22 protein-coding genes are annotated in these 22,098 nt (G+C 54.3%); 15 read left to right on the forward strand and 7 right to left on the reverse strand.

What is annotated here, in order from left to right; genetic code table 11:
• Positions 1-9: 9 nt before the first annotated feature.
• From TH19_RS05175 to TH19_RS05210, 8 genes are read left to right on the forward strand one after another with little or no spacing between them, the layout of a single operon-like run.
• Positions 10-1,128, forward strand: a complete 1,119-nt coding sequence (locus TH19_RS05175) for a mandelate racemase/muconate lactonizing enzyme family protein (protein WP_114101285.1) — start codon at positions 10-12, stop codon at positions 1,126-1,128.
• Positions 1,125-1,454 (forward strand): L-rhamnose mutarotase, encoded by a 330-nt coding sequence (locus tag TH19_RS05180; protein WP_114099740.1) that lies wholly within the window; start codon positions 1,125-1,127, stop codon positions 1,452-1,454. Before TH19_RS05175 ends, TH19_RS05180 begins: the two co-directional genes overlap by 4 nt.
• Positions 1,447-2,502 carry a Gfo/Idh/MocA family protein gene (locus TH19_RS05185; protein WP_114101286.1) on the forward strand — a complete coding sequence of 352 codons (1,056 nt, stop codon included), beginning with the start codon at positions 1,447-1,449 and terminating at the stop codon, positions 2,500-2,502. Before TH19_RS05180 ends, TH19_RS05185 begins: the two co-directional genes overlap by 8 nt.
• Complete coding sequence (locus TH19_RS05190) at positions 2,495-2,941, forward strand: MaoC family dehydratase (RefSeq protein ID WP_114101287.1); 447 nt, start codon at positions 2,495-2,497, stop codon at positions 2,939-2,941. The genes TH19_RS05185 and TH19_RS05190 overlap by 8 nt, the downstream gene beginning before the upstream one ends.
• Positions 2,938-3,252, forward strand: coding sequence for a UxaA family hydrolase (locus TH19_RS05195; protein WP_114101288.1), 315 nt, complete (start codon positions 2,938-2,940; stop codon positions 3,250-3,252). The genes TH19_RS05190 and TH19_RS05195 overlap by 4 nt, the downstream gene beginning before the upstream one ends.
• Positions 3,249-4,451, forward strand: coding sequence for a UxaA family hydrolase (locus TH19_RS05200; protein WP_114101289.1), 1,203 nt, complete (start codon positions 3,249-3,251; stop codon positions 4,449-4,451). Before TH19_RS05195 ends, TH19_RS05200 begins: the two co-directional genes overlap by 4 nt.
• 9 nt (positions 4,452-4,460) lie before the next feature.
• The gene (locus TH19_RS05205) at positions 4,461-5,198 is read left to right on the forward strand and encodes an SDR family oxidoreductase (protein ID WP_114101290.1); all 738 of its coding nucleotides are present in this window, start codon (positions 4,461-4,463) and stop codon (positions 5,196-5,198) included.
• A gap of 30 nt (positions 5,199-5,228) precedes the next feature.
• Positions 5,229-6,068, forward strand: coding sequence for a fumarylacetoacetate hydrolase family protein (locus tag TH19_RS05210; RefSeq protein WP_114101291.1), 840 nt, complete (start codon positions 5,229-5,231; stop codon positions 6,066-6,068).
• Positions 6,069-6,141: 73 nt separating this feature from the next.
• Here TH19_RS05210 and TH19_RS05215 read toward each other — a convergent pair whose 3' ends face one another.
• Complete coding sequence (locus TH19_RS05215) at positions 6,142-7,275, reverse strand: CaiB/BaiF CoA transferase family protein (RefSeq protein WP_114101292.1); 1,134 nt, start codon at positions 7,273-7,275, stop codon at positions 6,142-6,144.
• Positions 7,268-8,410 carry an extracellular solute-binding protein gene (locus TH19_RS05220; protein WP_181846321.1) on the reverse strand — a complete coding sequence of 381 codons (1,143 nt, stop codon included), beginning with the start codon at positions 8,408-8,410 and terminating at the stop codon, positions 7,268-7,270. Before TH19_RS05220 ends, TH19_RS05215 begins: the two co-directional genes overlap by 8 nt.
• Positions 8,411-8,580: 170 nt before the next feature.
• Between TH19_RS05220 and TH19_RS05225 the strand changes: the two genes are divergently transcribed.
• Complete coding sequence (locus tag TH19_RS05225; RefSeq protein ID WP_114101294.1) at positions 8,581-9,372, forward strand: IclR family transcriptional regulator; 792 nt, start codon at positions 8,581-8,583, stop codon at positions 9,370-9,372.
• Positions 9,373-9,385: 13 nt separating this feature from the next.
• Here the strand turns inward: TH19_RS05225 and TH19_RS05230 are convergent, their stop codons facing one another.
• Positions 9,386-10,297 carry a LysR family transcriptional regulator gene (locus tag TH19_RS05230; RefSeq protein WP_114101295.1) on the reverse strand — a complete coding sequence of 304 codons (912 nt, stop codon included), beginning with the start codon at positions 10,295-10,297 and terminating at the stop codon, positions 9,386-9,388.
• Between the two features lie 245 nt (positions 10,298-10,542).
• Between TH19_RS05230 and TH19_RS05235 the strand changes: the two genes are divergently transcribed.
• The 5 genes from TH19_RS05235 (at position 10,543) to TH19_RS05255 (ending at position 17,186) form a co-directional block, all read left to right on the forward strand.
• Positions 10,543-11,490 (forward strand): tripartite tricarboxylate transporter substrate binding protein, encoded by a 948-nt coding sequence (locus tag TH19_RS05235; RefSeq protein WP_114101296.1) that lies wholly within the window; start codon positions 10,543-10,545, stop codon positions 11,488-11,490.
• Between the two features lie 65 nt (positions 11,491-11,555).
• Entirely contained in the window at positions 11,556-13,628 is a 2,073-nt protein-coding gene (locus TH19_RS05240; RefSeq protein WP_114101297.1) for a tripartite tricarboxylate transporter permease, read from the forward strand.
• Between the two features lie 52 nt (positions 13,629-13,680).
• Positions 13,681-14,757, forward strand: coding sequence for a tartrate dehydrogenase (locus TH19_RS05245; RefSeq protein WP_114101298.1), 1,077 nt, complete (start codon positions 13,681-13,683; stop codon positions 14,755-14,757).
• A gap of 32 nt (positions 14,758-14,789) precedes the next feature.
• Positions 14,790-16,067: a glycerate kinase type-2 family protein gene (locus TH19_RS05250; RefSeq protein WP_114101538.1), complete on the forward strand. Its 1,278-nt coding sequence runs from the start codon at positions 14,790-14,792 to the stop codon at positions 16,065-16,067.
• Between the two features lie 36 nt (positions 16,068-16,103).
• Positions 16,104-17,186 (forward strand): tartrate dehydrogenase, encoded by a 1,083-nt coding sequence (locus TH19_RS05255; RefSeq protein ID WP_114101299.1) that lies wholly within the window; start codon positions 16,104-16,106, stop codon positions 17,184-17,186.
• Between the two features lie 55 nt (positions 17,187-17,241).
• Here TH19_RS05255 and TH19_RS05260 read toward each other — a convergent pair whose 3' ends face one another.
• Positions 17,242-18,174 (reverse strand): LysR family transcriptional regulator, encoded by a 933-nt coding sequence (locus tag TH19_RS05260; RefSeq protein ID WP_114101300.1) that lies wholly within the window; start codon positions 18,172-18,174, stop codon positions 17,242-17,244.
• 119 nt (positions 18,175-18,293) lie between these two features.
• Between TH19_RS05260 and TH19_RS05265 the strand changes: the two genes are divergently transcribed.
• Positions 18,294-19,457: a mandelate racemase/muconate lactonizing enzyme family protein gene (locus TH19_RS05265; protein ID WP_114101301.1), complete on the forward strand. Its 1,164-nt coding sequence runs from the start codon at positions 18,294-18,296 to the stop codon at positions 19,455-19,457.
• Between the two features lie 71 nt (positions 19,458-19,528).
• Here TH19_RS05265 and TH19_RS05270 read toward each other — a convergent pair whose 3' ends face one another.
• Genes TH19_RS05270 through TH19_RS05280 form a run of 3 tightly spaced genes read right to left on the reverse strand, consistent with a single transcriptional unit; the run spans position 19,529 to position 21,963 of the window.
• Positions 19,529-20,755: a CaiB/BaiF CoA transferase family protein gene (locus TH19_RS05270; protein WP_114101302.1), complete on the reverse strand. Its 1,227-nt coding sequence runs from the start codon at positions 20,753-20,755 to the stop codon at positions 19,529-19,531.
• Position 20,756: 1 nt separating this feature from the next.
• A complete protein-coding gene (locus TH19_RS05275) occupies positions 20,757-21,173 on the reverse strand; it encodes a PaaI family thioesterase (protein WP_114101303.1) in 417 nt (138 codons plus the stop codon).
• Positions 21,174-21,189: 16 nt separating this feature from the next.
• Positions 21,190-21,963, reverse strand: coding sequence for an IclR family transcriptional regulator (locus TH19_RS05280; protein ID WP_114101304.1), 774 nt, complete (start codon positions 21,961-21,963; stop codon positions 21,190-21,192).
• Positions 21,964-22,098 lie beyond the last annotated feature (135 nt).

The following is a 22,098-nucleotide window of genomic DNA, read 5'->3' on the forward strand; positions in this document are numbered from 1 at the left end:
GGTTGATCAATGGCGCGCATTACATCTGCAAATGCCTTTATGGTCGATCTTGAACCCAAGGTCGTGCGCACAGATGCGATTCAGTCGTTCAATTCACAGGAAACGATCTTTGTCGTTGTGCGTGATGCGGATGGCACCAAGGGCATGGGATACAGCTACACCATTGGTGATGGTGGACCTGCGATCCTGTCGCTTTTGAAAGAAACGCTTTTGCCGCGTCTGATGGGGCAGGATGCCGACCGGATCGAAGCCATCTGGCGCGATCTGTTGTTCTGTTCCCATGCCACGGCGGTCGGACCGATCATGTCGCTTGCACTTGCGGCGATTGACACCGCCCTTTGGGACATGCGCGGGCACAAGACCGGCTTGCCGCTTCATATTCTGGCGGGCGGGGCGAAATCATCGGTGCCGATGTATACGACCGAGGGCGGGTGGCTTCATCTGTCGCCTGATGCACTGGTCGAAGATGCCGTTGCCTCAAAAGAAGCCGGTTTCCTTGGTTCCAAGGTAAAGATCGGCAAGCCGACAGTGGCACAGGATTGCGAACGTCTGGAAGCCGTGCGCAATGTGCTGGGCGACGATTATGAAATCATGACCGATGCCAATCAGTCGATGACTTCGGGCGAGGCCAAGCGTCGTCTGCCGATGCTTGAACGCCTTAACATCGCATGGTTTGAAGAACCGCTTCCGGCGGATGACATTGCCGGGCACGCGCGGTTGCAATCACTGTCGCGTGTGCCGGTTGCTGTCGGCGAAAGCATGTATAGCCCCGGTCAGTTTGCCGATTACATCGCACAGGATGCCTGTGAAATCGTGCAGGCCGATGTCGCGCGGATTGGCGGAATTACGCCATGGCTTAAGGTCGCGCATATGGCCGAGGCCCATAACATCGCGATCTGCCCGCATTTCCTGATGGAACTGCATGTAAGCCTTGTTTGTGCGGTGCCCAATGCGCCCTGGCTTGAATATATCCCCCAGCTTGAAGACATCGCAGCCCCGATGGCGCGCGATGGCGGTAATGCGCTTGCGCCAATGACGCCGGGTTTGGGGATCGAATGGGATCACGACAAACTTGCCGCATTGACCGTTGCGGGAAGCGCGTTTGACATCAAGGAGGCACATCAATGACCCGTCATGGACAATTGATCGGTATCGGGGCGGACGCCATTGCCGAATATAAACGGCTGCATGCGGATGCATGGCCCGGTGTGCTTGCCAAGATAACCGATTGCAATATCCGCAATTATTCGATTTTCCTCAAAGAACCGGAAAACCTGCTGTTTGCCTATTTTGAATATGTCGGCACCGATTTCGAAGCTGACATGGCAAAAATGGCCGCCGACCCGGAAACCCAGCGGTGGTGGTCCAAATGTATGCCGCTTCAGCGTCCGCTGGACAGTCGGGCCGAAGGCGAATGGTGGGCGGAAATGCCGGAGGTATTCCATCATGACTGATTTACGCCAGACCGTTGAAATGCCGGAAAAAGTCACGCCGGTTGTGATTTTCGGGTCAGGGTCCATCGTCACCGATGCCCATCTTCCGGCCTATCGTGATCTTAAGGTGCCGGTTGCAGGTATTTTTGACCCCGATCGGGCAAAGGCACAGAAAGTTGCGGGTGAATGGGGCACGATTGCCTTTGAAACGCTTGAACAGGCGGCAAGTCAGGACGATGTTGTCTTTGATCTTGCTGTGCCACCCGCGGCCATCCCGGAATTGCTTGAAGCTTTGCCCGACGGTGCGATAGCCGTGATCCAGAAGCCGCTTGGTTCTGATCTGGGCGAAGCGGACCGGATTATTTCGGTTCTGCGTCGCAAGAACATCAAGGCCGCGGTTAATTTCCAGCTTCGCTTTGCGCCGAATTCGCTTGCAATCAAGGATGCCATTGCCAAGGGCCTGCTTGGCGATATCGTTGATTTCGACGCGTGGCTGGCACTGGATACGCCGTGGCATCTTTGGGCGTTTCTTGCCGATTTGCCACGTGTCGAGATTTTGTTGCACTCGATCCATTATCTGGATTTCGTCCGCGACTTGCTGGGCAACCCGGCGGGCGTTCATGCGCGCACCATTGGCCATCCGTCATCAACAGTTTCCAATACCCGCAGCGCAATCATGCTGGATTACGGAACGGATGTTCGCTGCAACCTGTCGATCAATCACAATCATGCTTTTGGCCGTAAATTCCAGGCCTGCGAATTCCGCATCTGCGGCACCAAGGGGGCGGCCTATATGAAAATGGGTGTCAACCTTGATTACCCGAAAGGGGAGCCTGACGAGTTGTGGCTGAATACTGACGGTGAATGGCGTCAGATTGATCTGGTCGGGAACTGGTTTATCGAAGCCTTCCACGGGCGGTTTGCCCAGGTTCAGCGCTTTGCGGCCGGAATGGACGACGCGCTTGAAGGTTCGGCCGAAGACGCATGGCATACGATGGCACTGGTCGAGGCAGCCTATGAAAGTTCTGCCCTGCCGATGCATCCGATCAAAGGGGCACCTGATGCTTGAGCAAACCAAATATTACGAAGATTACGAAATCGGCGATGGGCGTGACACGGTTGGGCGCACGATCACGGAAACCGATTTCGTTGTTCATGCCGGTCATTCCGGGGATTTCTTTCCCCACCACCTTGATGAAGAATTCTGCAAGACTTTGCCGTTCGGACAGCGGATTGCCCATGGCACCATGGTCTTTACCATCGGTGTCGGCTTAACCGCGACCATCATCAATCCGGTGGCGTTTTCATACGGATATGACCGGATGCGGTTCGTGAAGCCGGTCTTTATCGGTGATACGATCAAATCGCGGGTGGAAATCATCGCCAAGGAAGTGATGGAAAAACGCCCGGGATACGGACGCGTGACCGAACGTTTGACCGTGACCAAGCAAAATGGCGAAACCGCCCTTGTGGCCGATCACATCTATATGGTGGAGATGAAGCCATGACGGGGCCTTTCCTGCATCTTCATCCTGATGACAATGTGCTGGTGGCGCGGGCCTCGGCCCCGGCCGGGACAGAGGTCAAGCTGGCAAACATCACGGCAACGCTCGCCCATGCCGTCCCGCTTGCCCACAAGATCGCCTATCGCGATATCGTGGCGGGTGAACGCATTCTGAAATACGGGATGCCGATTGGCATTGCGACCGAGGACATCGCAGCCGGCGCACATGTTCACATTCACAATATCCGTTCTGCCTATACGCCGACCCATGCGCTTCAGGATGCGAATGGTCAAAGCCCGGAGGCGTCCAAATGACCGAAAAATTCCAAGGCTATCTGCGTTCTGACGGACGCAAGGGGATCCGCAATACGATTGTTGTCGCCTATCTGGTCGAATGCGCGCATTTCGTCGCCTCCAAGATCGTTGCCGGTTTTGACGATGAAGACGTGCAATTGATCGGATTTCCGGGATGTTTTCCCAACGAATATGCCGCCCGTGTGATGGGGCAGCTTTGCACCCATCCCAACGTTGGTGGTGTTCTGTTCGTGTCGCTTGGCTGTGAAAGCTTTGACAAGGTGCGGGCGTCTGGAACGGTGGCAAGCACCGGGCGTCCGGTCGAAACCCTTGTGATTCAGCGATCCGGCGGTACGGCCAAAACAGTTGAAACCGGTCGCGCCTGGGTACGGTCTGCATTGCAAGAAGTCGCCAAGGTCGAACGTGCCCCGATGGGGGTCGATGAATTGATCATTGGCACGATTTGCGGTGGTTCGGACGGCACATCGGGCATTTCCGGTAACCCGGCGGCGGGCAAGGCGTTTGATCTTCTGATTGCCGAGGGGGCTGCTTGTATCTTTGAAGAAACCGGCGAACTGATAAGCTGCGAAGATATCATGGCAGAACGTGCCAAAACGCCGGAACTCGGCGAAGAACTGCGTGCAGCGGTGCAAAAGGCCGAACGGTATTACGCAACGCTTGGCTATGGCTCGTTCGCGGCCGGAAATGCGGCTGGCGGCCTTTCGACGATCGAGGAAAAAAGTCTAGGTGCCTATGTCAAATCCGGGGACAGCCAGATATCCGGTTTGATCAAGCCCGGTGACGTGCCGCCACGCGGCGGGCTTTATCTGATGGATGTGGTGCCTGATGGCGAAGTCCGGTTTGGCTTCCCCAACATTTCCGACAATGCCGAAATCGTCGAGATGATTGCAAGCGGGGCGCATATGACCCTGTTTGTTACCGGGCGTGGATCGGTTGTCGGATCGGCCATTTCTCCGGTCATCAAGATTTGTGCAAACCCCGACACCTATCGCGCCCTTGAAGGTGACATGGATGTGAATGCCGGTGACATCATCGAAGGCAAGCGATCCATTGCCGAGGTCGGTCAGGAAATCCGTGATCTGGTCGTCAATGTTGCCAAGGGTGCGCAAACCAAATCCGAGGCGCTTGGCCATCGGGAATTCATTTTGACATATAAATCGTTCGATCCAATCGGGCCGTCGTGCCTGCCAGCGGTTTGAGGAGGAACCATGAAAAGACTTGAAGGAAAACTGTGTTTGATCACCGCTGCGGGGCAGGGCATTGGTCGTGCATCGGCTGAACGTCTTGCTGCCGAAGGTGGCCGGGTCATTGCAACGGACGTCAATGATGCCGCCCTTGCCGAACTTGCTGCCATTGATGGTATCGAAGCCCGCAAGCTGGATGTGACCAACAAGGATGCGATCACCGCATTGATCAGTGAAGTCGGCCCGGTCGATGTTCTGTTTAACTGTGCTGGTGTTGTTCATAACGGCACCATTCTTGAGGCAACCGAAGAAGAATGGGACTTTGCGTTTGAACTGAATGTCAAAGCCCAGTTCCGCATGATCCGTGCGGTTCTGCCCGGTATGCTTGAAAAAGGCAAAGGTTCGATTATCAATATGGCCTCGGTCGCTGGTCCGGTAACCGGGCCGGTCAACCGCCTGATCTATTCCGCGTCAAAGGCGGCGGTTGCGGGCATGACCAAGGCGATTGCCAATGATCACGTGACCCAGGGCATTCGGTGTAATGCGATTGCACCGGGAACGGTTGACAGCCCAAGTCTGCATGAACGTCTGCGGGCGACGGGGGACTACGAAGGCGCGCTTAAGGCATTTATCGCGCGCCAGCCGATGGGCCGTATCGGCAAACCGGAAGAAATAGCAGCACTGGTTGCGTATCTCGCATCTGACGAGAGCGGCTTTACCACCGGCGCTGTGCATGTTGTAGATGGTGGTTGGACCGCCTGATCGGAATTTGAACGAAGGATTGGATTTAAGATGAAATTCGCACGTTACGGAGAACGCGGTGCAGAAAAGCCCGCACTGGTCGATGCCAATGGCAATCTGCGCGACCTTTCGGCCCATGTCGATGATATTGCCGGCGATGTTCTGACCCGCCTTGATGACCTCAAATCAATCGACCCGGAAAGCCTGCCGCTTGTTGAAGGTGAACAGCGCCTTGGTGCTTGTGTCGGTCAGACCGGCAAATTCATTTGCATCGGTTTGAACTATGCCGATCATGCCGCGGAATCCGGTATGGAAGTCCCGCCAGAGCCGGTCATCTTTGCCAAATATACGTCGGCAATTTGCGGCCCGAATGATCCGATCATCATTCCGCGTGGTTCGGAAAAGACTGACTGGGAAGTCGAGCTTGGCTTTGTCATCGGTAAAAAAGCCAAATACGTCTCCGAAGCAGATGCACTTGATCATGTCGCCGGTTTCTGCCTGATCAACGACGTTTCCGAACGTGCCTATCAGATCGAGCGCGCTGGTCAGTGGTCCAAGGGTAAATCGTCCGACAACTTCGGCCCGACCGGTCCGTGGCTTGTAACCCCCGATGAGGTTGGCGATTTTGACAATCTTGGCATGTGGCTTGATGTGAACGGCGAACGCGTTCAGGACGGTTCGACCGCGACCATGGTTTATCGCGTGCCGCACCTGATTTCCTATCTGTCGCAGTTCTTCACCCTGCATCCGGGCGATATCATTTCGACCGGTACGCCCCCGGGTGTTGGTCTTGGCTTCAACCCGCCGCGCTATCTGAAAGCAGGTGACGTGGTTGAGCTGGGCATTCAGGGTCTTGGCACTCAGCGTCAGGTTTGCGTCGACGACGAATAATCGTTGATACGGACAAAGAAAAAGCGCGGCATTGTTATGATGCCGCGCTTTTTTCGTTCAGGTTGTCTGGGGATCACCAGCCGGTTTCTAAAAGCTCGTTCGCATCGCCAAGTTCCGGTGCGGCGCGTGACGATGACGGACGCACGCCATCAATGCGCAGCGGCAATTTGGTGGTTTTCATTGCAACATCACCGCGTTCGATATTCTGAACCATATCAAGTGTCTGCAAGACACCACTTGCAACCACACCGTCCCAATCCATGACCGGGGCGGCCCAGATATCATTGGCGACAAAATCTTCCATCCAGCTTGCGCTGGTTCTGGTTTTAAGCTGTGCGGCAAGACCAGCCTTGATGTCGTCACGCTGTTTGAAGGCATCCAGTCCGGCAATTTCAGGCGCAAGACCGGTAATGCTTGCCAGAAGATCAAGCTTGCCCATGGCAATGGCAACATGCCCGTCGGCGGTTTCATATACACCATATGGTGCCGCAAGATAGGCATGCGCCGGATTGTTTTTTGAACGTTCCGGGGTGCGATTGCCGTCGTTAAACCAGGTGGTCAGCAATTCAAATTGCAGGTCAGCCAGAACTTCGATCAACGAAGTTTCAACATAGCCGCCGATATTTTGCGTTGCCTTGCGATACAAAAGGGCCAGAACCCCGTGCGCCAGGGCTGATCCGGCCAGAACATCGGCAATCGGAAGCCCCATGGCAACCGGACCATGGTCACGACCACCCGAAAGCCACATGACGCCTGATCGCGCCTGTGCCAGCAAATCCTGCCCCGGAAGGTCTACCCACGGACCGTCCGATCCATAGCCTGTTACGGTGCCATACACGACGGTGGGATTGATCTTTTTGACGGCGTCATAGCCAAAGCCAAGACGTTCCATCACGCCAGGACGGAAGTTCTGCAAGATAACGTCGGCTTCACGCACCAGTTGGGTCAAACGGGCCTTGTCATCATCGGATTTAAGGTCAACCGCAACCGAACGTTTGTTACGGTTAATTGCGTGAAAGATCGTGCTTTCACCGGCAATCTTGGTATCGGTCAGATACAGATAGCGCGACAGATCGCCAAGCCCGGACCGTTCGACCTTGACCACATCCGCGCCAAGGTCCGCAAGTTTCAATGCGCAATAGGGGCCGGCAAGAAACTGCGAGAAATCAAGAACCTTAAGGCCTTTAAGCGGCAGCATGTCAGTCATGGTCGAAGCTTTCGTCAAAACGTGTCTGAAGGGCCGAAAGGGCCGTTTGCGGGGTGGCTTTTCGGGTCAGCGCATCAAGGAGGATGTGCGATGCTTCTTCCTGAAACGCCATATATCCGTCATGGCGCGGGCGCAGCCAGGCGGCTTCGTGGGTCATGCGGGTATTGCTGTAACAGGTGCCAACCGGCGCATTGACAGCGGCATCGCCCCAGGCAACAGCATTGCCTGGTTGACCGTTATGGGTGGCATAAAGACCGCGCTGGATATCAGCCGATGCAACCCACAGGGCGAATTCAACGCAAATATCGGCGTGTTTTGTTTGTGATGAAACCGCAAGGCCGGTGCCACCAAGTGCGGAGCCAAGCGGACCGGACACACCAAGGGATGGCATATCGTGGAAAGCGATGCGATGGGCGCGGTAATTGGCCCGTGCATACGGCGCATACAAATAGACATAGGGGCAGAGCGCAAACTTGTTGCCATCACAAAGGGCATCAAGAGCGGCAATCGGATCCATCGTCAGGCAAGCAGGGTCAACCAGATCGGCAAGAGCCTTCATCGCACCGATCACATCAATGGCGGCCTTTTGATTGATTTCGGTTCCTTTGGTGACCGGGAATGGTGCGCCGGAGTTTGCCAACAAACTAAAGAATGACATCAGAACATGCGGGGCCAGAAGCGGCCAGACAACACGACCGTCTTTGGCCTGATCAATCACGTCGGAGAATGTCTTGACCGGGGCCGTGATAAGATCAGGGCGGATTGCCTGCACCTGACAGGCCGCATCGACCGGCAATGCCCATTGGTGACCTTTGTAGAAATAGCTTTGATAGCTTTTGCCAACGGTCTCGGCAAACAGGCGGGCAAGGGCGGCTTCGGATGCAAACCGGTCAATTGGTAACAGGCAGTTCTTTTCAACCACGGCCCCGACATGGGGATGATCAATAATGATCAGGTCATAGGTTTCTGCCAGTTCTTCGACCGAGGTGCTTTCAAACCCCTGAAGCGATCTTTTGTCCCAGACAATATCAACATCAGGATGGCGTTCCCGGAATGTCGCGCTGGCGGCGGCAAGTGGATCATAGCCGCGCGGATCAGACCAGGTCATGCCCCTGATTTTCTTGTGTTCGGTCATTCTTGTGTTTCCTCCTTGCCGCAGTCTAATACCGAACATTTATAAATGAAAGTATGTTTTATATTTGATATTATGATTTGCGCATCACGGGGTCAGTTGCCACAATGAGGCTGGCCCGCATATAATCAGCCGACCGAAATCAAACGGTTTTTATCCGCCTGTGAGGACATATGAACGGCAAGACCGACGACCAGATTGATCAGGAAAAATACCGCGCCCCCGCCTTGTCCAAGGGGCTCGATATCCTTGAATTGCTTGCCTCCGAGGTGGATGGGTTGTCACAGATCGCCATTGCCAAGCAGCTTAACCGCAATACGTCCGAGATTTTCCGGATGTTGATGGTGTTGTGTCAGCGCGGCTATGTCGAACAGCGCGAAGAAGATGACCGTTATCAACTGACAACCAAGATGTTCGAAGTTGCCCATCGTCATCCGCCGATCCGTCGTCTGACATCAATTGCAGGCGATGCGATGCAGCGCCTTGCCAATGAAGTGAACCAATCGATGCATTTGGCAATCATTCATTCGGGGCATGTTCTTGTGATTGCGCAGGTTGACTGCCAGGACAACAACATCACGGCGGTGCGCCTTGGTGCACAGATCAATATCTTCGATACGGCATCGGGTCGCGTTCTGGCGGCCTGGATGGATCAGGATGCACTTGATCAACTGATGAATGATGTCGGCAAGGAACCAACAGACAAGTATCAGGCGTTTCTTGATGATCTGCCGATGGTCAAAGAGGCCGGATATTGTGAATCCCAATCCCTGACCATTGCCGGTGTCCTGAACCTGTCAGCACCGATCTTTGATTTTTCGGGCAAGGTGGTGGCGGCATTGACCGTGCCGTTCATTCAGCGTTTGTCGGGAACTTCGGTGGCCTCGGTTGATGAATGTCGCGAACGTCTGATCGACGTGACCAAGGATATTTCCCGGCGTCTTGGAGCAGGTGCGCATAGCTGATCGGTTCGAGCAGTCAGCGCAGGGCATTATCCGTGGTGTTCTTGCGCAGTTCCCGGTGCAGGAAGTCGATAAAAATACGGACCTTGGCTGACAGGTTATGCCGTTCCGGATAGACGGCATAAATATCGGCATCGACATGGGCATATTGCGGCAGGACAAGCCGCAGCCGACCGGCTTTGACGTGGCGCGAAATATCCCATTCTGATCGCAACATGATGCCAAGTCCGTCCATGACCCAGCCAAGGGCAATTTCGCCGTCATTACTGCTCAGTGTTCCGTGAACCTTGACGGTTTCTGATTGCTGGCCCCGTTGCATCTTCCAGACATCGTAAACATCGTTGTCCTGACGCAGGATGATGCAATTGTGATTGATCAGATCCGACAGGCTGCGCGGCATACCATGTTTTTCGATATAGGCCGGTGCCGCACATAAAAAACGCCGATTGCCAAGGAGCTTGCGCGCCCGGATGCGCGAATTGGGAAGCCCCCCGAACCGGATACCAAGATCAATCCCTTCCTCGACCATGTTCATCGGGGCATCGGTCAAGAGAAGCTGTACTTCGACCTCGGGATAAAGATGCGAGAATTCGGCAATTACGGGGGCTACATATTCGCGCCCGAACCCGAATGTTGCATTGATGCGCAAAAGCCCGCTTGGGGTTTCGCTTGCGTTTGATACCCGTTCTTCAAGTTCTTCGATCTCGCGCATGATCTGGATCGCACTTTGATAATAGGCCTCGCCTTCGCTGGTCATGCTGATGCGTCGGGTTGTGCGGTTTAACAATCGCACGCCCAGTCGATCTTCCAGCTTTGCCAGGCGTTTGCTGACCGCAGGCGGCGAAAGGTTCAATTCCTGGGCGGCGGCGCTAAGGCTTCCTTTGCGGACCAGAAGAACGAAAAAACCAAGATCGCTATCGGATGACATTCTTAACCTGTGCGACACAATGAAATGAATTATCAGAAATTATAATGAATAAATAAAAAATCTACACTGCCTGTGTCATTCGGGCAAATCATTCAAGCCAAACACGCGTGTCCTACTGCGCCACAACAGCCCGAAATGACGTCAGGGAAACAGCTGGCAGTCAAAGCTGGATGTGCCTTTGCATTCGCTTTGTGACCAGCCGGTACCAGAAAAATGGTGCCGTTCATTCTATGGGAGGAATACCAATGCGTAAGTTCGCACTTGCGGCAGCAATGGCCGCAACTCTGATTTCGACGCAGGCATTTGCCGAATATCCGGAAAAGACTATCAACTACATCATCCCGTTCAATGCGGGTGGTGAATCTGATGTCTCCGCCCGTTTCCAGCAGCCATATCTGGAAGAACTGGCAGGTCAGTCCTTTGTGATCCAGTACATGGCCGGTGCCGGTGGTGCACAGGCATGGTCGCAGCTTAACGGTATGGAAGGCGACGGCTATACGATCATGGGCATTAACCTGCCGCATACGATCTTGCAGCCGATGGAAAAGGAAGTCGGGTACGAAACCAAAGACCTGACCTATATCCACTTCTTCCACTACACCCCGAATGCGTTGTTCGTTCCGAAAGACAGCGAATTCCAGAACCTTGGCCAACTGGTTGAATATGCCAAATCCAATCCGGGTCTGGTGACGCTGAGCGGTTCGGGTTCCAATTCGGCCAACCATCTTGGTCAGGTCCAGTTTGATAAACTTGCCGGTATCACGACCACCTATGTCCCGTTCAGCGGCACCGGTCCGGCCGTGACCGCAATTCTCGGCAGCCAGACCACCGGCGGTTTTAACTATGTAACTTCGGGTGTGAATAACGGTGATGGCATGCGGATGCTTGCTGTTGCATCCGAACAGCGCGTCAAAGCATTCCCGGATGTGCCGACCTTCAAGGAGCTTGGCTATGACATCGTTGGAGGTGCCTTCCGCGGTGTGGCAGTGCCAAGCTCGACCCCGGAACCGATCCGTCAGAAAATTTCCGATCTTGTAAGTGCGGTGAATGCCAATTCCGAGTTCCAGAAAAAGATGGAAGATGCGGGCTTCGTCCTGACCGATATCTCATACGATTTCATCAATGATTTCGTCGCGGAAAAAACCAAGGAATACCGCGCTATCGCAGAAACCCTGGGCATTGCCAACCGCTAGGTTCCGGCACTGAGACGCTTGAAACTGCGACAATAAAAAGATTGGGATTGGAAAGGTCCATCGTCATGGAGCTCTTGGGTTATTTCGTTAATGCGTTGACGCCGCTTAATATTCTTATGGCACTTGGCGGCGTCATCCTCGGCACGGTGATTGGTGCCTTGCCGGGGCTTTCGGCAACCATGGCGGTGGCCGTTCTGGTCCCGTTTACCTTTACCATGGATCCGGCAACCGGATTGATTGCACTTGGCGCGATCTATACCGGTGCCATTTACGGCGGTGCTTTTGCCGCCATCTTGGTCAATACACCGGGTACACCATCGGCGATCGCAACGACGTTTGATGGTTTCCCGATGGCCAAACGCGGTGATGGCAGTCTGGCAGTAACACTGGCGACGCTTGCTTCTGTTGTGGGCGGGCTCGTCGGGGGTGTGTTCCTGTTGCTGTTATCACCGCCGCTGGCCAAGGTGGCGCTTGCCTTTGGCCCGCCGGAATATTTCTGGCTGGCGATCTTTGGCCTGACGCTTATTTCGGCGCTTTCGGTTGGCAATACGCTTAAGGGACTTTTGGGTGGCTGCATCGGTTTGATGTTGGCAATGGTGGGCGTTGCTGTGGTTGGCGGGGATATCCGCTTTACGATGGGCACCCACATGTTGCTGGGCGGGTTTGATATCGTTTCGGCATTGATCGGGCTTTATTGCATTCCGGTTCTGATTGATCTGGTCGCAACACCGGACCCGCATTTGAAAGTCGAACAGGGCAATCGCGGTATTCGTCTACGCGAAGCGTTTGGCATTGTCTGGGAAAGCAAGTTCAATGTCATGCGCAGCTCGATCATTGGGACCGTTATCGGGGTTCTTCCCGGTGCCGGTGGATCAATCGCCGGACTGGTTTCCTATTCCGAAGCCCGCCGGTCATCGAAAAAGCCCGAAACATTTGGCAATGGTGCGCCCGACGGTATTATTGCAACCGAATCTGCCAATAACGCGACGGTTGGCGGTGGTTTTATCCCGACCCTTGTTCTGGGCATTCCCGGTACGCCGCCTGATGCGGTTATTCTTGGCGCGTTGCTGGTTCAGGGCATCAAGATCGGCCCGACGCTGTTTTCCCAGCAGGGCGACATTGTTTACACCTTTATCTTTGGCCTTTTGATCGCAACGGCACTGATGTTGCCTGCCGGTTTGCTGATTGGCCGTTATGCCTATAAGTCGATTGCATCAATTCCCAAGACCCTTCTGGTTCCGACCATCGCCTTTTTGACCGTGGTCGGCAGCTTTGCCATCCACAGCAATCTGCATGATGTTCAGATGATGTTGGCCCTTGGTGTCATTGGCTGGATTTTGAACCGCTGCGGTTTTGCACCGTCACCGATTGTACTTGGTCTTGTGTTGGGGCAGATCGCCGAACAGGGCTTCGTTCAAGCCTATCTGATTGGTAACGCAACTCACAATCTGGGCGGCATGTTCTTTGGTCGACCAATCAGTCTGGCAATTGTTGCACTGGCCGCCTTTACGCTGCTTTATCCACTGGTCTTTGCCAAGCGTAAGGAAAACGCCAAAAAACGGGCGGTCAATGCTGCGCGCAGCTATGCCGACAGTGACGGTGCAACTACTGTTGGCAGTGATGATGCCACGACAAAAAGCGGTTTTGCCCCGCTGGCCGGATTGAAAAAACAGATCGCAAAACCACGTGATCACGCAGGCATGTTCTTGTCGGTACTGTTGATTGCTGTTGCGGGTTGGGCATTTTCCCAGACCTCTTCGATGACCCCGATGGGATCGGTATTTCCGAGCACAATCTCGGTTGCGATCATTGTGATGTCGATCATCCTGCTGGGGCTCAACGTTCTGCGCAAACCGGCAGGATCGGGACAGGGAGATGTTAACGACCAAAGTTCCAATGCCCGTCGTATTGCGCTGGTTGTTGCGATGATTGCCTGGGTGGCGGTGATCCCGATGGTTGGCTTTGGCATTGCTGCAATCGTTGCATTTCTGATCCTCGGTCGGGTGGCCTGTTACGAACAGATGTCGGCCAAACGCATCCTTGGCGAAGGGCTTGGCGGGATTGTCATTGTCGGGGGGCTTTATCTTCTGATGGCGGACATCTTGCTGATCAGGATGCCAAGCGGCTTGCTTTTCTAGAACACGGGTTGAACCCAAACATTACCAATCTGACAAACTGAAGAGACTTGATATGAAGAACTATCGTATTGCTGCCATTCCGGGCGACGGAATTGGTAAAGAGGTTGTTGCGGCCGGTGTTGAAGTGCTTGATGTCCTGGCAAAGCGGGATGGTGGCTTTACCATGAGCTTCGATAACTTTGACTGGGGCTCGGACTATTACAAAGCGCATGGCATCATGATGCCTGCTGATGGTCGCGACCAGCTCAAGGATCATGACGCGATCTATTTCGGTGCGGTTGGTGCGCCCGATGTTCCTGATCATGTGACCCTTTGGGGATTGCGTCTTGCGATCTGTCAGCCGTTTGACCAATACGCCAATGTGCGTCCTACCCGCATTCTTCCGGGTATCGAAAGCCCGCTTCGCAATGTGAAACAGGACGAGCTTGACTGGGTGATCGTGCGCGAAAACTCCGAAGGTGAATATGCCGGGCAGGGTGGCCGATCCCACGTTGGCCTTCCTGAAGAAATCGCAACAGAAGTTTCGATTTTCACCCGTGCCGGTGTCACGCGCATCATGCGTTTTGCTTTTGATCTTGCCCGCTCGCGCCCCCGCAAGAAGCTGACGGTTGTGACCAAAAGTAACGCCCAGCGTAATGGCATGGTGATGTGGGATGAAATCGCCAAGGAAGTGGCGGCCGATTACCCGGATGTCGAATGGGACAAAATGCTGGTTGATGCGATGACCATGCGCATGACTTTGCGCCCGGAAACCATCGACACCATCGTTGCCACCAATCTGCATGCGGACATCTTGTCCGATCTTGCCGCCGCCCTTGCCGGATCGCTTGGCATCGCACCGACAGCAAACCTTAATCCGGAACGAAAATTCCCGTCGATGTTCGAGCCGATCCATGGTTCGGCATTCGATATCACCGGCAAAGGCATCGCCAACCCGGTCGCGACATTCTGGAGTGCGGTGATGATGCTTGATCACCTTGGCGAAAAGGCCGCCTCCGATCGTCTGATGCGTGCGGTTGAACGTGTGACCGCCGATCCGTCGCTTCATACCCCCGATCTGGGCGGTCGTGCGACTACCCGCCAGGTGACCGATGCCGTGATCGCGGCAATTCACGGCGACAACGTTTAAGGACGGACGCAAAGATGACGGCGGAACAACCGATGTCAAAGATTGGCGGAGTGAACGATATCAAGGCGTTTCTGACAGACCTGTTTGAAACGGCCATTCGTGCGGCTGATCCCGATATCTGTGTTCCGCCGCATTTACCTGATGCTCCGGTCGGGCGCACCATTGTGGTGGGTGCCGGTAAGGCATCGGCAAAGATGGCGCGCGCACTGGAACAGAACTGGTCAGGGCCGCTTTCGGGATGCGTGGTCACGCGTTACGGGCATGCGGTGCCAACCGATCATATCGAAATCATCGAGGCATCCCATCCGGTCCCCGATCAGGCCGGTCTGGATGGAACCCGCAAGATCATCGAACTGGTTCGTGGCCTTGATCAGAATGATCTGGTGATCTGTCTGATATCGGGCGGTGGATCGGCGTTGCTGGAAGACCCGATTGCACCGCTTGATCTGGACGGTCTGCGCGATCTTAACCGGGCCTTGCTTAAATCCGGGGCGGCGATTGACGAGATGAACTGCGTTCGCAGGCATATTTCGAACGTCAAAGGCGGGCGCTTGGCCGCCATGTGTCACCCGGCTCGTGTGGTCACATTGGCAATTTCGGATGTGCCTGGTGACAGCCTGTTGGATGTGGCTTCCGGACCGACTGTTGCCGATCCGACTACATGTGCTGACGCGCTTGCAATCATTGACCGGTATGGGATCATCATTCCCCAAATGGTTCGACAGATGCTTGAAGCCGGCGAAACCGAAAGCATCAAGTCCGATGATCCCCGCATGGTAAATGCAAAGGCCATCCTGATCGCCACCCCGCAAATGGCACTTGAAGCGGCAGCAGGCAAAGTCCGCGATGCCGGAGTGAATGCCCACATCCTTGGCGATGCCATCGAAGGCGAGGCCGCGGAAACCGGATCGGTTATGGCGGGTATCGCCCGCCAGGTTGCCAGATACGGGCAACCCTTTACGCGTCCCTGTGTGCTGTTGTCCGGTGGTGAAACCACTGTCACGGTCAAAGGAAACGGTCGCGGCGGACGCAATGTCGAATTCCTGTTGGGATTGGCAGTTGCACTGAATGGTTTGCCGGATGTTCATGCCGTTGCTGGCGATACGGATGGTGTGGATGGGCTTGAGGAAATTGCCGGTGCCTATATCGAGCCGGGGACGGTTTCGCGGGCTGGTGCAATCGGGATTAAGGCGATAGAAAGCCTCGATAATAATGACGGGCACAGTTTCTTTGAGGCCCTTGGTGATCACATCGTCACCGGACCGACATTGACCAATGTGAATGATTTTCGCGCAATTTTAATTAACTGATATCTCGACTATTTCCATAAGGAGGAAAAGGCTGAAATGGCTGGTAACAAACATAAGATCGCGGTAATTGCCGGTGATGGTATTGGCACGGAAGTCATGCCAGAAGGCGTGCGCGTCCTTGAAGCAGCCGCAGAGGTCTATGGCATCGATTTGACGTTTGATACGTTCGAATTCGGGTCCTGTGACTATTATCTCAAACATGGCCAGATGATGCCTGATAACTGGAAAGACCAGATCGGCAATCACGACGCCATTTACTTTGGTGCAGTCGGTTGGCCCGATACAGTTCCCGATCACATTTCGCTGTGGGGATCGCTGATCCAGTTCCGCCGCGATTTTGATCAATATGTCAGTTTGCGTCCGGCAAAACTGATGCCCGGTGTTCCGTCGCCGTTGGCCGGTCGCAAGCCGGGCGACATTGATTTCTATGTCGTTCGCGAAAACACCGAAGGCGAATATTCCTCGGTCGGTGGAAAAATGTATCCGGGAACCGATCGCGAAATCGTTATTCAGGAAACCGTCATGTCGCGCGTCGGTGTTGATCGTATCCTGAAATATGCGTTTGATCTGGCCCAGAAACGCCCGCGCAAACATCTGACATCCGCAACCAAATCCAACGGCATCTCGATCACCATGCCCTATTGGGATGAACGGGTTCTGGAAATGGCAAAGTCATATCCGGATGTCACCTGGGACAAGTATCACATCGATATTCTGACCGCGCAGTTCGTCATGAACCCGGATCGTTTTGACGTTGTTGTCGCCTCCAACTTGTTTGGTGATATCCTGTCTGATCTTGGTCCGGCATGTACCGGGACGATCGGTCTTGCGCCGTCGGGCAACATCAACCCGGAACGCAAATTCCCGTCTCTGTTCGAACCTGTTCACGGCTCGGCCCCGGATATCGCGGGCAAGGGTATTGCCAACCCGATTGGCCAGATCTGGTCAGGTGCGATGATGCTTGATCACCTTGGTCATACCGATGCCCATGACGGCATTATGCGCGCCATTGAACAGGTCCTGCTGTCCAAGGAACTGCGCACCGGCGATCTTGGCGGCACGGCAAATACCGCGACCTGCGGCAAGGCAATTGCCGATGCGGTCCGTACACAAGGTTAACCTCCCCCAAGAAACGATAAGAACAGTTTCCCTTATTTCCTGACCCGATCATGGCCTAGTGCGGTGATCGGGTTTCTTTATGTCGGGTGATCTGTGCCCATAAACGTTCGGCAAGCGGGCTTAGACGATGGCGCGGCCGGGTAATGCGGATTTCAAGTGGGATGGACGGGGGGGGGTGTTCGCCGACCCGAAAGGGCTGTAACTGCCCGCTTTCAAGATCACGCGCAATCAGGCTTTCAGGAAGCCATGCAAAGCCCGCCCCGCTTTTGACCATGGACTGCAAAGTTGCCGCCAGATGCGAGGTGAAATTGGCTGTTCCCTGTTGCGAAATGCCATCCTTTGCATCGCTTGCGGCAATGATCCGGCCAAGCCCGGATTCCATGCTGTAAGCCAAATAGGGAACCGGTGCCGTTGATGCCTGTGAGGTATCAGCAAGTGACGGACTGATCACAGCCAGCAGGCAGTCATGCCCGATGACGCAGCTTTGAAACAGGGATGGTTGTAATCCGTTGCGGTTACTTGGGGCATCCGGCGTATTCGGCTGGGCATGGGCAATCAGAAAGTCTGTTTCGCCTCTCAGCATCAGGTTTTCACATGCCTGCATGCTGTCCGAGACCAGATTAAGTGGACCAAGTGCGATTTCTTCGTTCTGGTGGCGCAGCCATTCCGGGATGAAGGTAAAGGAAAGCGCGTGGGTGGCCGCGATATTAAGCGACGCACTTGCCGTTTTCGCAAGTTCGGCGGCCTCGCGCTTGGCCTGGGTCAGTGAAAAGCAGATGGCCCGCGCGTGGGACCGAAAATGTTCCCCGGACGGGGTCAAGGTAACAGAATGGGTGGTCCGTTCGACCAAGGGGGCGCCGACCCATGTTTCAAGTGCCCGGATGCGACGGCTGAATGCCGGTTGGGTGATGTTTCTGATCTCAGCGGCGCGTGAAAAATTAAGCGTTTCACACAGGGCGATGAAATCTTCTAGCCAGCGCAGTTCCATCTTGGTTATGCCAAATCTGTATAAACATAGACCCAGTTCACATTGGATGAGGCGATGATGCAAGCCTTATTCTTTGGTCATTCATCACATTCATCGACTTCCATAACAGAGAGCCGACCATGCAAATCATCGACATCGTCGAAGTTACCAAGCCCATCGCGTCCCCGATCCGTAATGCCTATATCGATTTTTCGAAAATGACGGCCAGTCTGGTTGCTGTTGTGACCGATCAGGTGCGGGATGGTCGCCGGGTGGTTGGTTATGGCTTTAACTCCAACGGGCGTTATGGTCAGGGTGGTTTGATCCGCGAACGGTTCCGTGATCGCGTGTTGTCGGCAGACCCGCAAAGCCTGATCAATGATGCGGGCGATAATCTTGACCCGCACCGTATCTGGGCGGCGATGATGCAGAACGAAAAGCCCGGCGGGCATGGCGAACGATCGGTTGCGGTCGGAACCATGGATATGGCGGTTTGGGATGCGGTGGCGAAAATTGCCGGTAAGCCGCTTTTCCGTCTGCTTGCGGAAACATACGGGGTTGAAGCCAATCCCAAGGTGTTTGTTTATGCCGCAGGCGGTTATTACTATCCGGGCAAGGATCTGTCGGCGCTGCGTGCGGAAATGCGCGGTTATCTTAATCGCGGCTACACAGTCGTTAAAATGAAGATCGGCGGCGCATCGATTGACGAAGACCGCCGCCGGATCGAAGCCGTTCTGGAAGAAATCGGTTCCGAGGCCCAATTGGCCGTTGATGCCAATGGCCGCTTTGATCTCGAAACCGCGATTGCCTATGCCAAAATGCTGCGTGAATATCCGCTTTTCTGGTACGAAGAGGCAGGCGATCCACTGGATTACCAGTTGCAGGCCGCCCTTGCCGATTTCTATCCGGGGCCGATGGCGACGGGTGAAAACCTGTTTTCCCATCAAGATGCCAGAAACCTTTTGCGTCATGGCGGCATGCGCCCGGATCGTGACTGGTTGCAGTTTGATTGCGCGCTTTCATACGGGCTTGTCGAATATCTGCGCACGCTTGATGTTCTTAAGGTGCATGGCTGGTCGCCGAAACGCTGCATTCCGCATGGCGGGCATCAGATGTCACTTAATATTGCGGCGGGTCTCGGGCTTGGCGGGAATGAAAGCTATCCCGACCTGTTCCAGCCCTATGGCGGGTTCCCCGATAGTGTAAAGGTCGAACAGGGCTTTATCACCATGCCCGAACTTCCGGGCATCGGGTTCGAAGGAAAATCCGATTTGATTTCCGTGATGCGCGATCTGGCGGAATAAGCCGATCCTGTTTGGGATGTAAAATTAAAGGCCGACTGGTAATCTGGTCGGCCTTTTTGATTTTGCGGTGATCAGGCAGGGCAGGCGACCGCCCCGCTTTTGATCATGTTTTCGATCTCGTCGTCGCCGTAACCCAACGTATTTCGAAGGATGTCGTCGGTATGCTCGCCAAGGAGGGCCGGGGGTGTTGATTTGTCCGGTCCCTGTCCGTCAAAACGGATCGGGCCGCGCACCACGCGCATGTCACCGGCAACAGGGTGAGTCACAGTTTCGATCAATTCATGACGGGCAACATGCTCCTGATCAAGTGCATCACCGATGCTCAGGATCGGGGCATTGGGCACATCAAATTCACTGAGCCGGTCCAGCCAGTAATCGGTACTGTGTTCCTGCATGCGTTCACAGATTACGGGTTCGAGTTCATCGCGGTTTGACAGCCGGTCCTGATAAAGCGCAAAACGCGGATCAGTGATCAGGTCCTCCATATCCAGACAACGGGCAAAATTGTGCCAGAACCGTTCGGTCAGACAGGCAACAATCACATAGCCGTCCGATGTCGGGAAAGAACCGTATGGCACAATGCTGGGATGGCGGGTGCCAACCGGTTCAGGGCTTTTCCCCGAGACAAAGTAAATCTGGGAAAGATATCCCTGCATCGCGATCAGGCTATCAAGCATGGCGATTTCAACGTGGCGTCCATGGCCTGTCTGATTGCGTTCATGCAGGGCGGCAAGAACGCCAAACAGTGAAAAGATACTGCCCGCCATATCGCCCAAAGGCAGGCCGAGCTTGTTCGGGGCTTGGCCCGGTTCACGGTTGACACTCATGACGCCGGAAAGGGCTTGGGCAACAATATCGAATGCCGGTTTGTTGCCGTGCGGGCTGTTTTTACCAAAGCCGGTGATTGAACAATATATCAGTCCCGGATGATCCTTTTTCAGGGTTTCATAACCAAGACCAAGCCGGTCCATAACGCCTGGGCGAAAGTTTTCGAGAACGATGTCGCTTTGCGCGGCGAGCTTCCTTGCAATCTCGATGCCCTGTTCTGATTTCAAATCAAGGCTGATACTTTTCTTGTTGCGGTTAAGGGCGATGAAATAATGACTAAGCGGGCCGTGGAATGGTGGGAAATTACGGGTTTCGTCGCCTTTTTCAATCGGCTCGACCTTGATGATGTCGGCCCCCAAATCGGAAAGCACCATGCTGGCATATGGACCAGAAAGGATGCGCGAAAAGTCCAGAACCTTGATCCCCGAAAGCGGGCCGGAACGATGTTCGGTTTGATGTTGCGTTGTCATCTCAGCCAGCCTTCCGCATGATTTTCATAACAGCCGTTGCCGTGGCAACAAGCCGGTCGCCCGATACAAGATCGGCATCAACAAACATCATTGAACCACTGCCATGCCGGATGGTGGCGTGGGCTTCGATCAGATCGCCTGATTTTGCTGCGCTGACAAAGCGGGTATCCATCTGAACTGTGACGGTTGGTTGGCGGTCGGCGGCCTTCCAGGCTTCCATCGCAATTACCTGGTCGAGCAGGCCGGTAATGACGCCGCCATGCACCGAACCCAATGCATTTTCATGCTGCTGGCCGGTATATAATCCATAAATTTTCCGATCTTCTTCCCGACGCGAAAGAAGCGGACCAATAAGATCGACATAGCCCTCTATCGGGACCTTTCGCCAATCATGATGGCTTTGAACGTTTCCTGTCATTGAAGCACTACCCTGATTAGATTTGGATGCTGTTTACATCATCGCGGATTTTTATAAGCGCATTGGCAAGTTTCGGGATTTCCGCGTTTTTAAGGCGTTCGCTGATACCGATTGCGACAAGTGAGCGCAGCATTTTGCCATCCGCTCCAAAAACCGGAACGGCAACAACTGTAACCCCGGAAATATAAGCCCCCTGGTCGACGGCATATCCCTTGCTGCGGACCTCGGCGACTTCGTTTTTCCATTCCTCAAAGCTTGGCGGGTGATCCCAGGCCAGTTTGCTGAATTTTGCTTTCAGATCATTTTCCGCGACATCGTTAAAGGCTGCGTAACAACGACCCGTGGCCGAAATCAAAAGCGGGAAACGACTGCCAAGATCGACCTGCAAGCGAAATGGCAGACTTGATTGTGACAGGGCAACCACCACCATTTGCCCCGGTTCCGAGATCTGTGTGGCAATGCCGGTGACCCCGAACTCCTTGGAAAGCGTGGACAAGTGCGGCTGTACCAGAACCGAGAACGTGTTTTTCTGAAGGGCCGATCTGGCCAGTGGCAGGATGCCGATCCCAATCGAATAACGTTTTGTTTTTTCATCAAACTCAACGAGTCCCTCGTCCTGAAGAACGCGCAGGATATGCAGGCATGTGCTGGGAATAAGGCCCAGTTCACGGGCAATCGGATTGACGCCGATCGGGTCATTCGATTTCGCCAGAAAACGCAGGATAGCCAAGGCACGGGTCACTGCGGGGACCTGTCTTTTGTTTGGTGCGGCTTTTTCAGAGTCAGTCATGTCCAGTCTCAAATACAGTGAATTTGTTGTCTATATACAATAGATAAATCATATTGACAATGATGTTCTGATCTCACTACCGTTGTCAACGATCACTTCGGGGCGCTGATGCGCAAACCGGAAAACAATTCGGGA

This window comes from Thalassospira profundimaris (genome assembly GCF_003326675.1).
Lineage (GTDB): Bacteria > Pseudomonadota > Alphaproteobacteria > Rhodospirillales > Thalassospiraceae > Thalassospira > Thalassospira aquimaris.

Bases quoted from the DNA above. Each gene is read 5' to 3' on its own strand.
- TH19_RS05215 (WP_114101292.1), bottom strand. From the start codon at position 7,275: ATGACTGACATGCTGCCGCTTAAAGGCCTTAAGGTTCTTGATTTCTCG.
- TH19_RS05280 (WP_114101304.1), bottom strand. From the start codon at position 21,963: ATGACTGACTCTGAAAAAGCCGCACCAAACAAAAGACAGGTCCCCGCA.
- TH19_RS05195 (WP_114101288.1), top strand. From the start codon at position 2,938: ATGACGGGGCCTTTCCTGCATCTTCATCCTGATGACAATGTGCTGGTG.
- TH19_RS05255 (WP_114101299.1), top strand. From the start codon at position 16,104: ATGGCTGGTAACAAACATAAGATCGCGGTAATTGCCGGTGATGGTATT.
- TH19_RS05245 (WP_114101298.1), top strand. From the start codon at position 13,681: ATGAAGAACTATCGTATTGCTGCCATTCCGGGCGACGGAATTGGTAAA.
- TH19_RS05250 (WP_114101538.1), top strand. From the start codon at position 14,790: ATGTCAAAGATTGGCGGAGTGAACGATATCAAGGCGTTTCTGACAGAC.
- TH19_RS05180 (WP_114099740.1), top strand. From the start codon at position 1,125: ATGACCCGTCATGGACAATTGATCGGTATCGGGGCGGACGCCATTGCC.
- TH19_RS05225 (WP_114101294.1), top strand. From the start codon at position 8,581: ATGAACGGCAAGACCGACGACCAGATTGATCAGGAAAAATACCGCGCC.
- TH19_RS05265 (WP_114101301.1), top strand. From the start codon at position 18,294: ATGCAAATCATCGACATCGTCGAAGTTACCAAGCCCATCGCGTCCCCG.
- TH19_RS05230 (WP_114101295.1), bottom strand. From the start codon at position 10,297: ATGTCATCCGATAGCGATCTTGGTTTTTTCGTTCTTCTGGTCCGCAAA.
- TH19_RS05235 (WP_114101296.1), top strand. From the start codon at position 10,543: ATGCGTAAGTTCGCACTTGCGGCAGCAATGGCCGCAACTCTGATTTCG.
- TH19_RS05190 (WP_114101287.1), top strand. From the start codon at position 2,495: ATGCTTGAGCAAACCAAATATTACGAAGATTACGAAATCGGCGATGGG.
- TH19_RS05185 (WP_114101286.1), top strand. From the start codon at position 1,447: ATGACTGATTTACGCCAGACCGTTGAAATGCCGGAAAAAGTCACGCCG.
- TH19_RS05240 (WP_114101297.1), top strand. From the start codon at position 11,556: ATGGAGCTCTTGGGTTATTTCGTTAATGCGTTGACGCCGCTTAATATT.
- TH19_RS05200 (WP_114101289.1), top strand. From the start codon at position 3,249: ATGACCGAAAAATTCCAAGGCTATCTGCGTTCTGACGGACGCAAGGGG.
- TH19_RS05260 (WP_114101300.1), bottom strand. From the start codon at position 18,174: ATGGAACTGCGCTGGCTAGAAGATTTCATCGCCCTGTGTGAAACGCTT.
- TH19_RS05220 (WP_181846321.1), bottom strand. From the start codon at position 8,410: ATGACCGAACACAAGAAAATCAGGGGCATGACCTGGTCTGATCCGCGC.
- TH19_RS05275 (WP_114101303.1), bottom strand. From the start codon at position 21,173: ATGACAGGAAACGTTCAAAGCCATCATGATTGGCGAAAGGTCCCGATA.
- TH19_RS05270 (WP_114101302.1), bottom strand. From the start codon at position 20,755: ATGACAACGCAACATCAAACCGAACATCGTTCCGGCCCGCTTTCGGGG.
- TH19_RS05175 (WP_114101285.1), top strand. From the start codon at position 10: ATGGCGCGCATTACATCTGCAAATGCCTTTATGGTCGATCTTGAACCC.
- TH19_RS05210 (WP_114101291.1), top strand. From the start codon at position 5,229: ATGAAATTCGCACGTTACGGAGAACGCGGTGCAGAAAAGCCCGCACTG.
- TH19_RS05205 (WP_114101290.1), top strand. From the start codon at position 4,461: ATGAAAAGACTTGAAGGAAAACTGTGTTTGATCACCGCTGCGGGGCAG.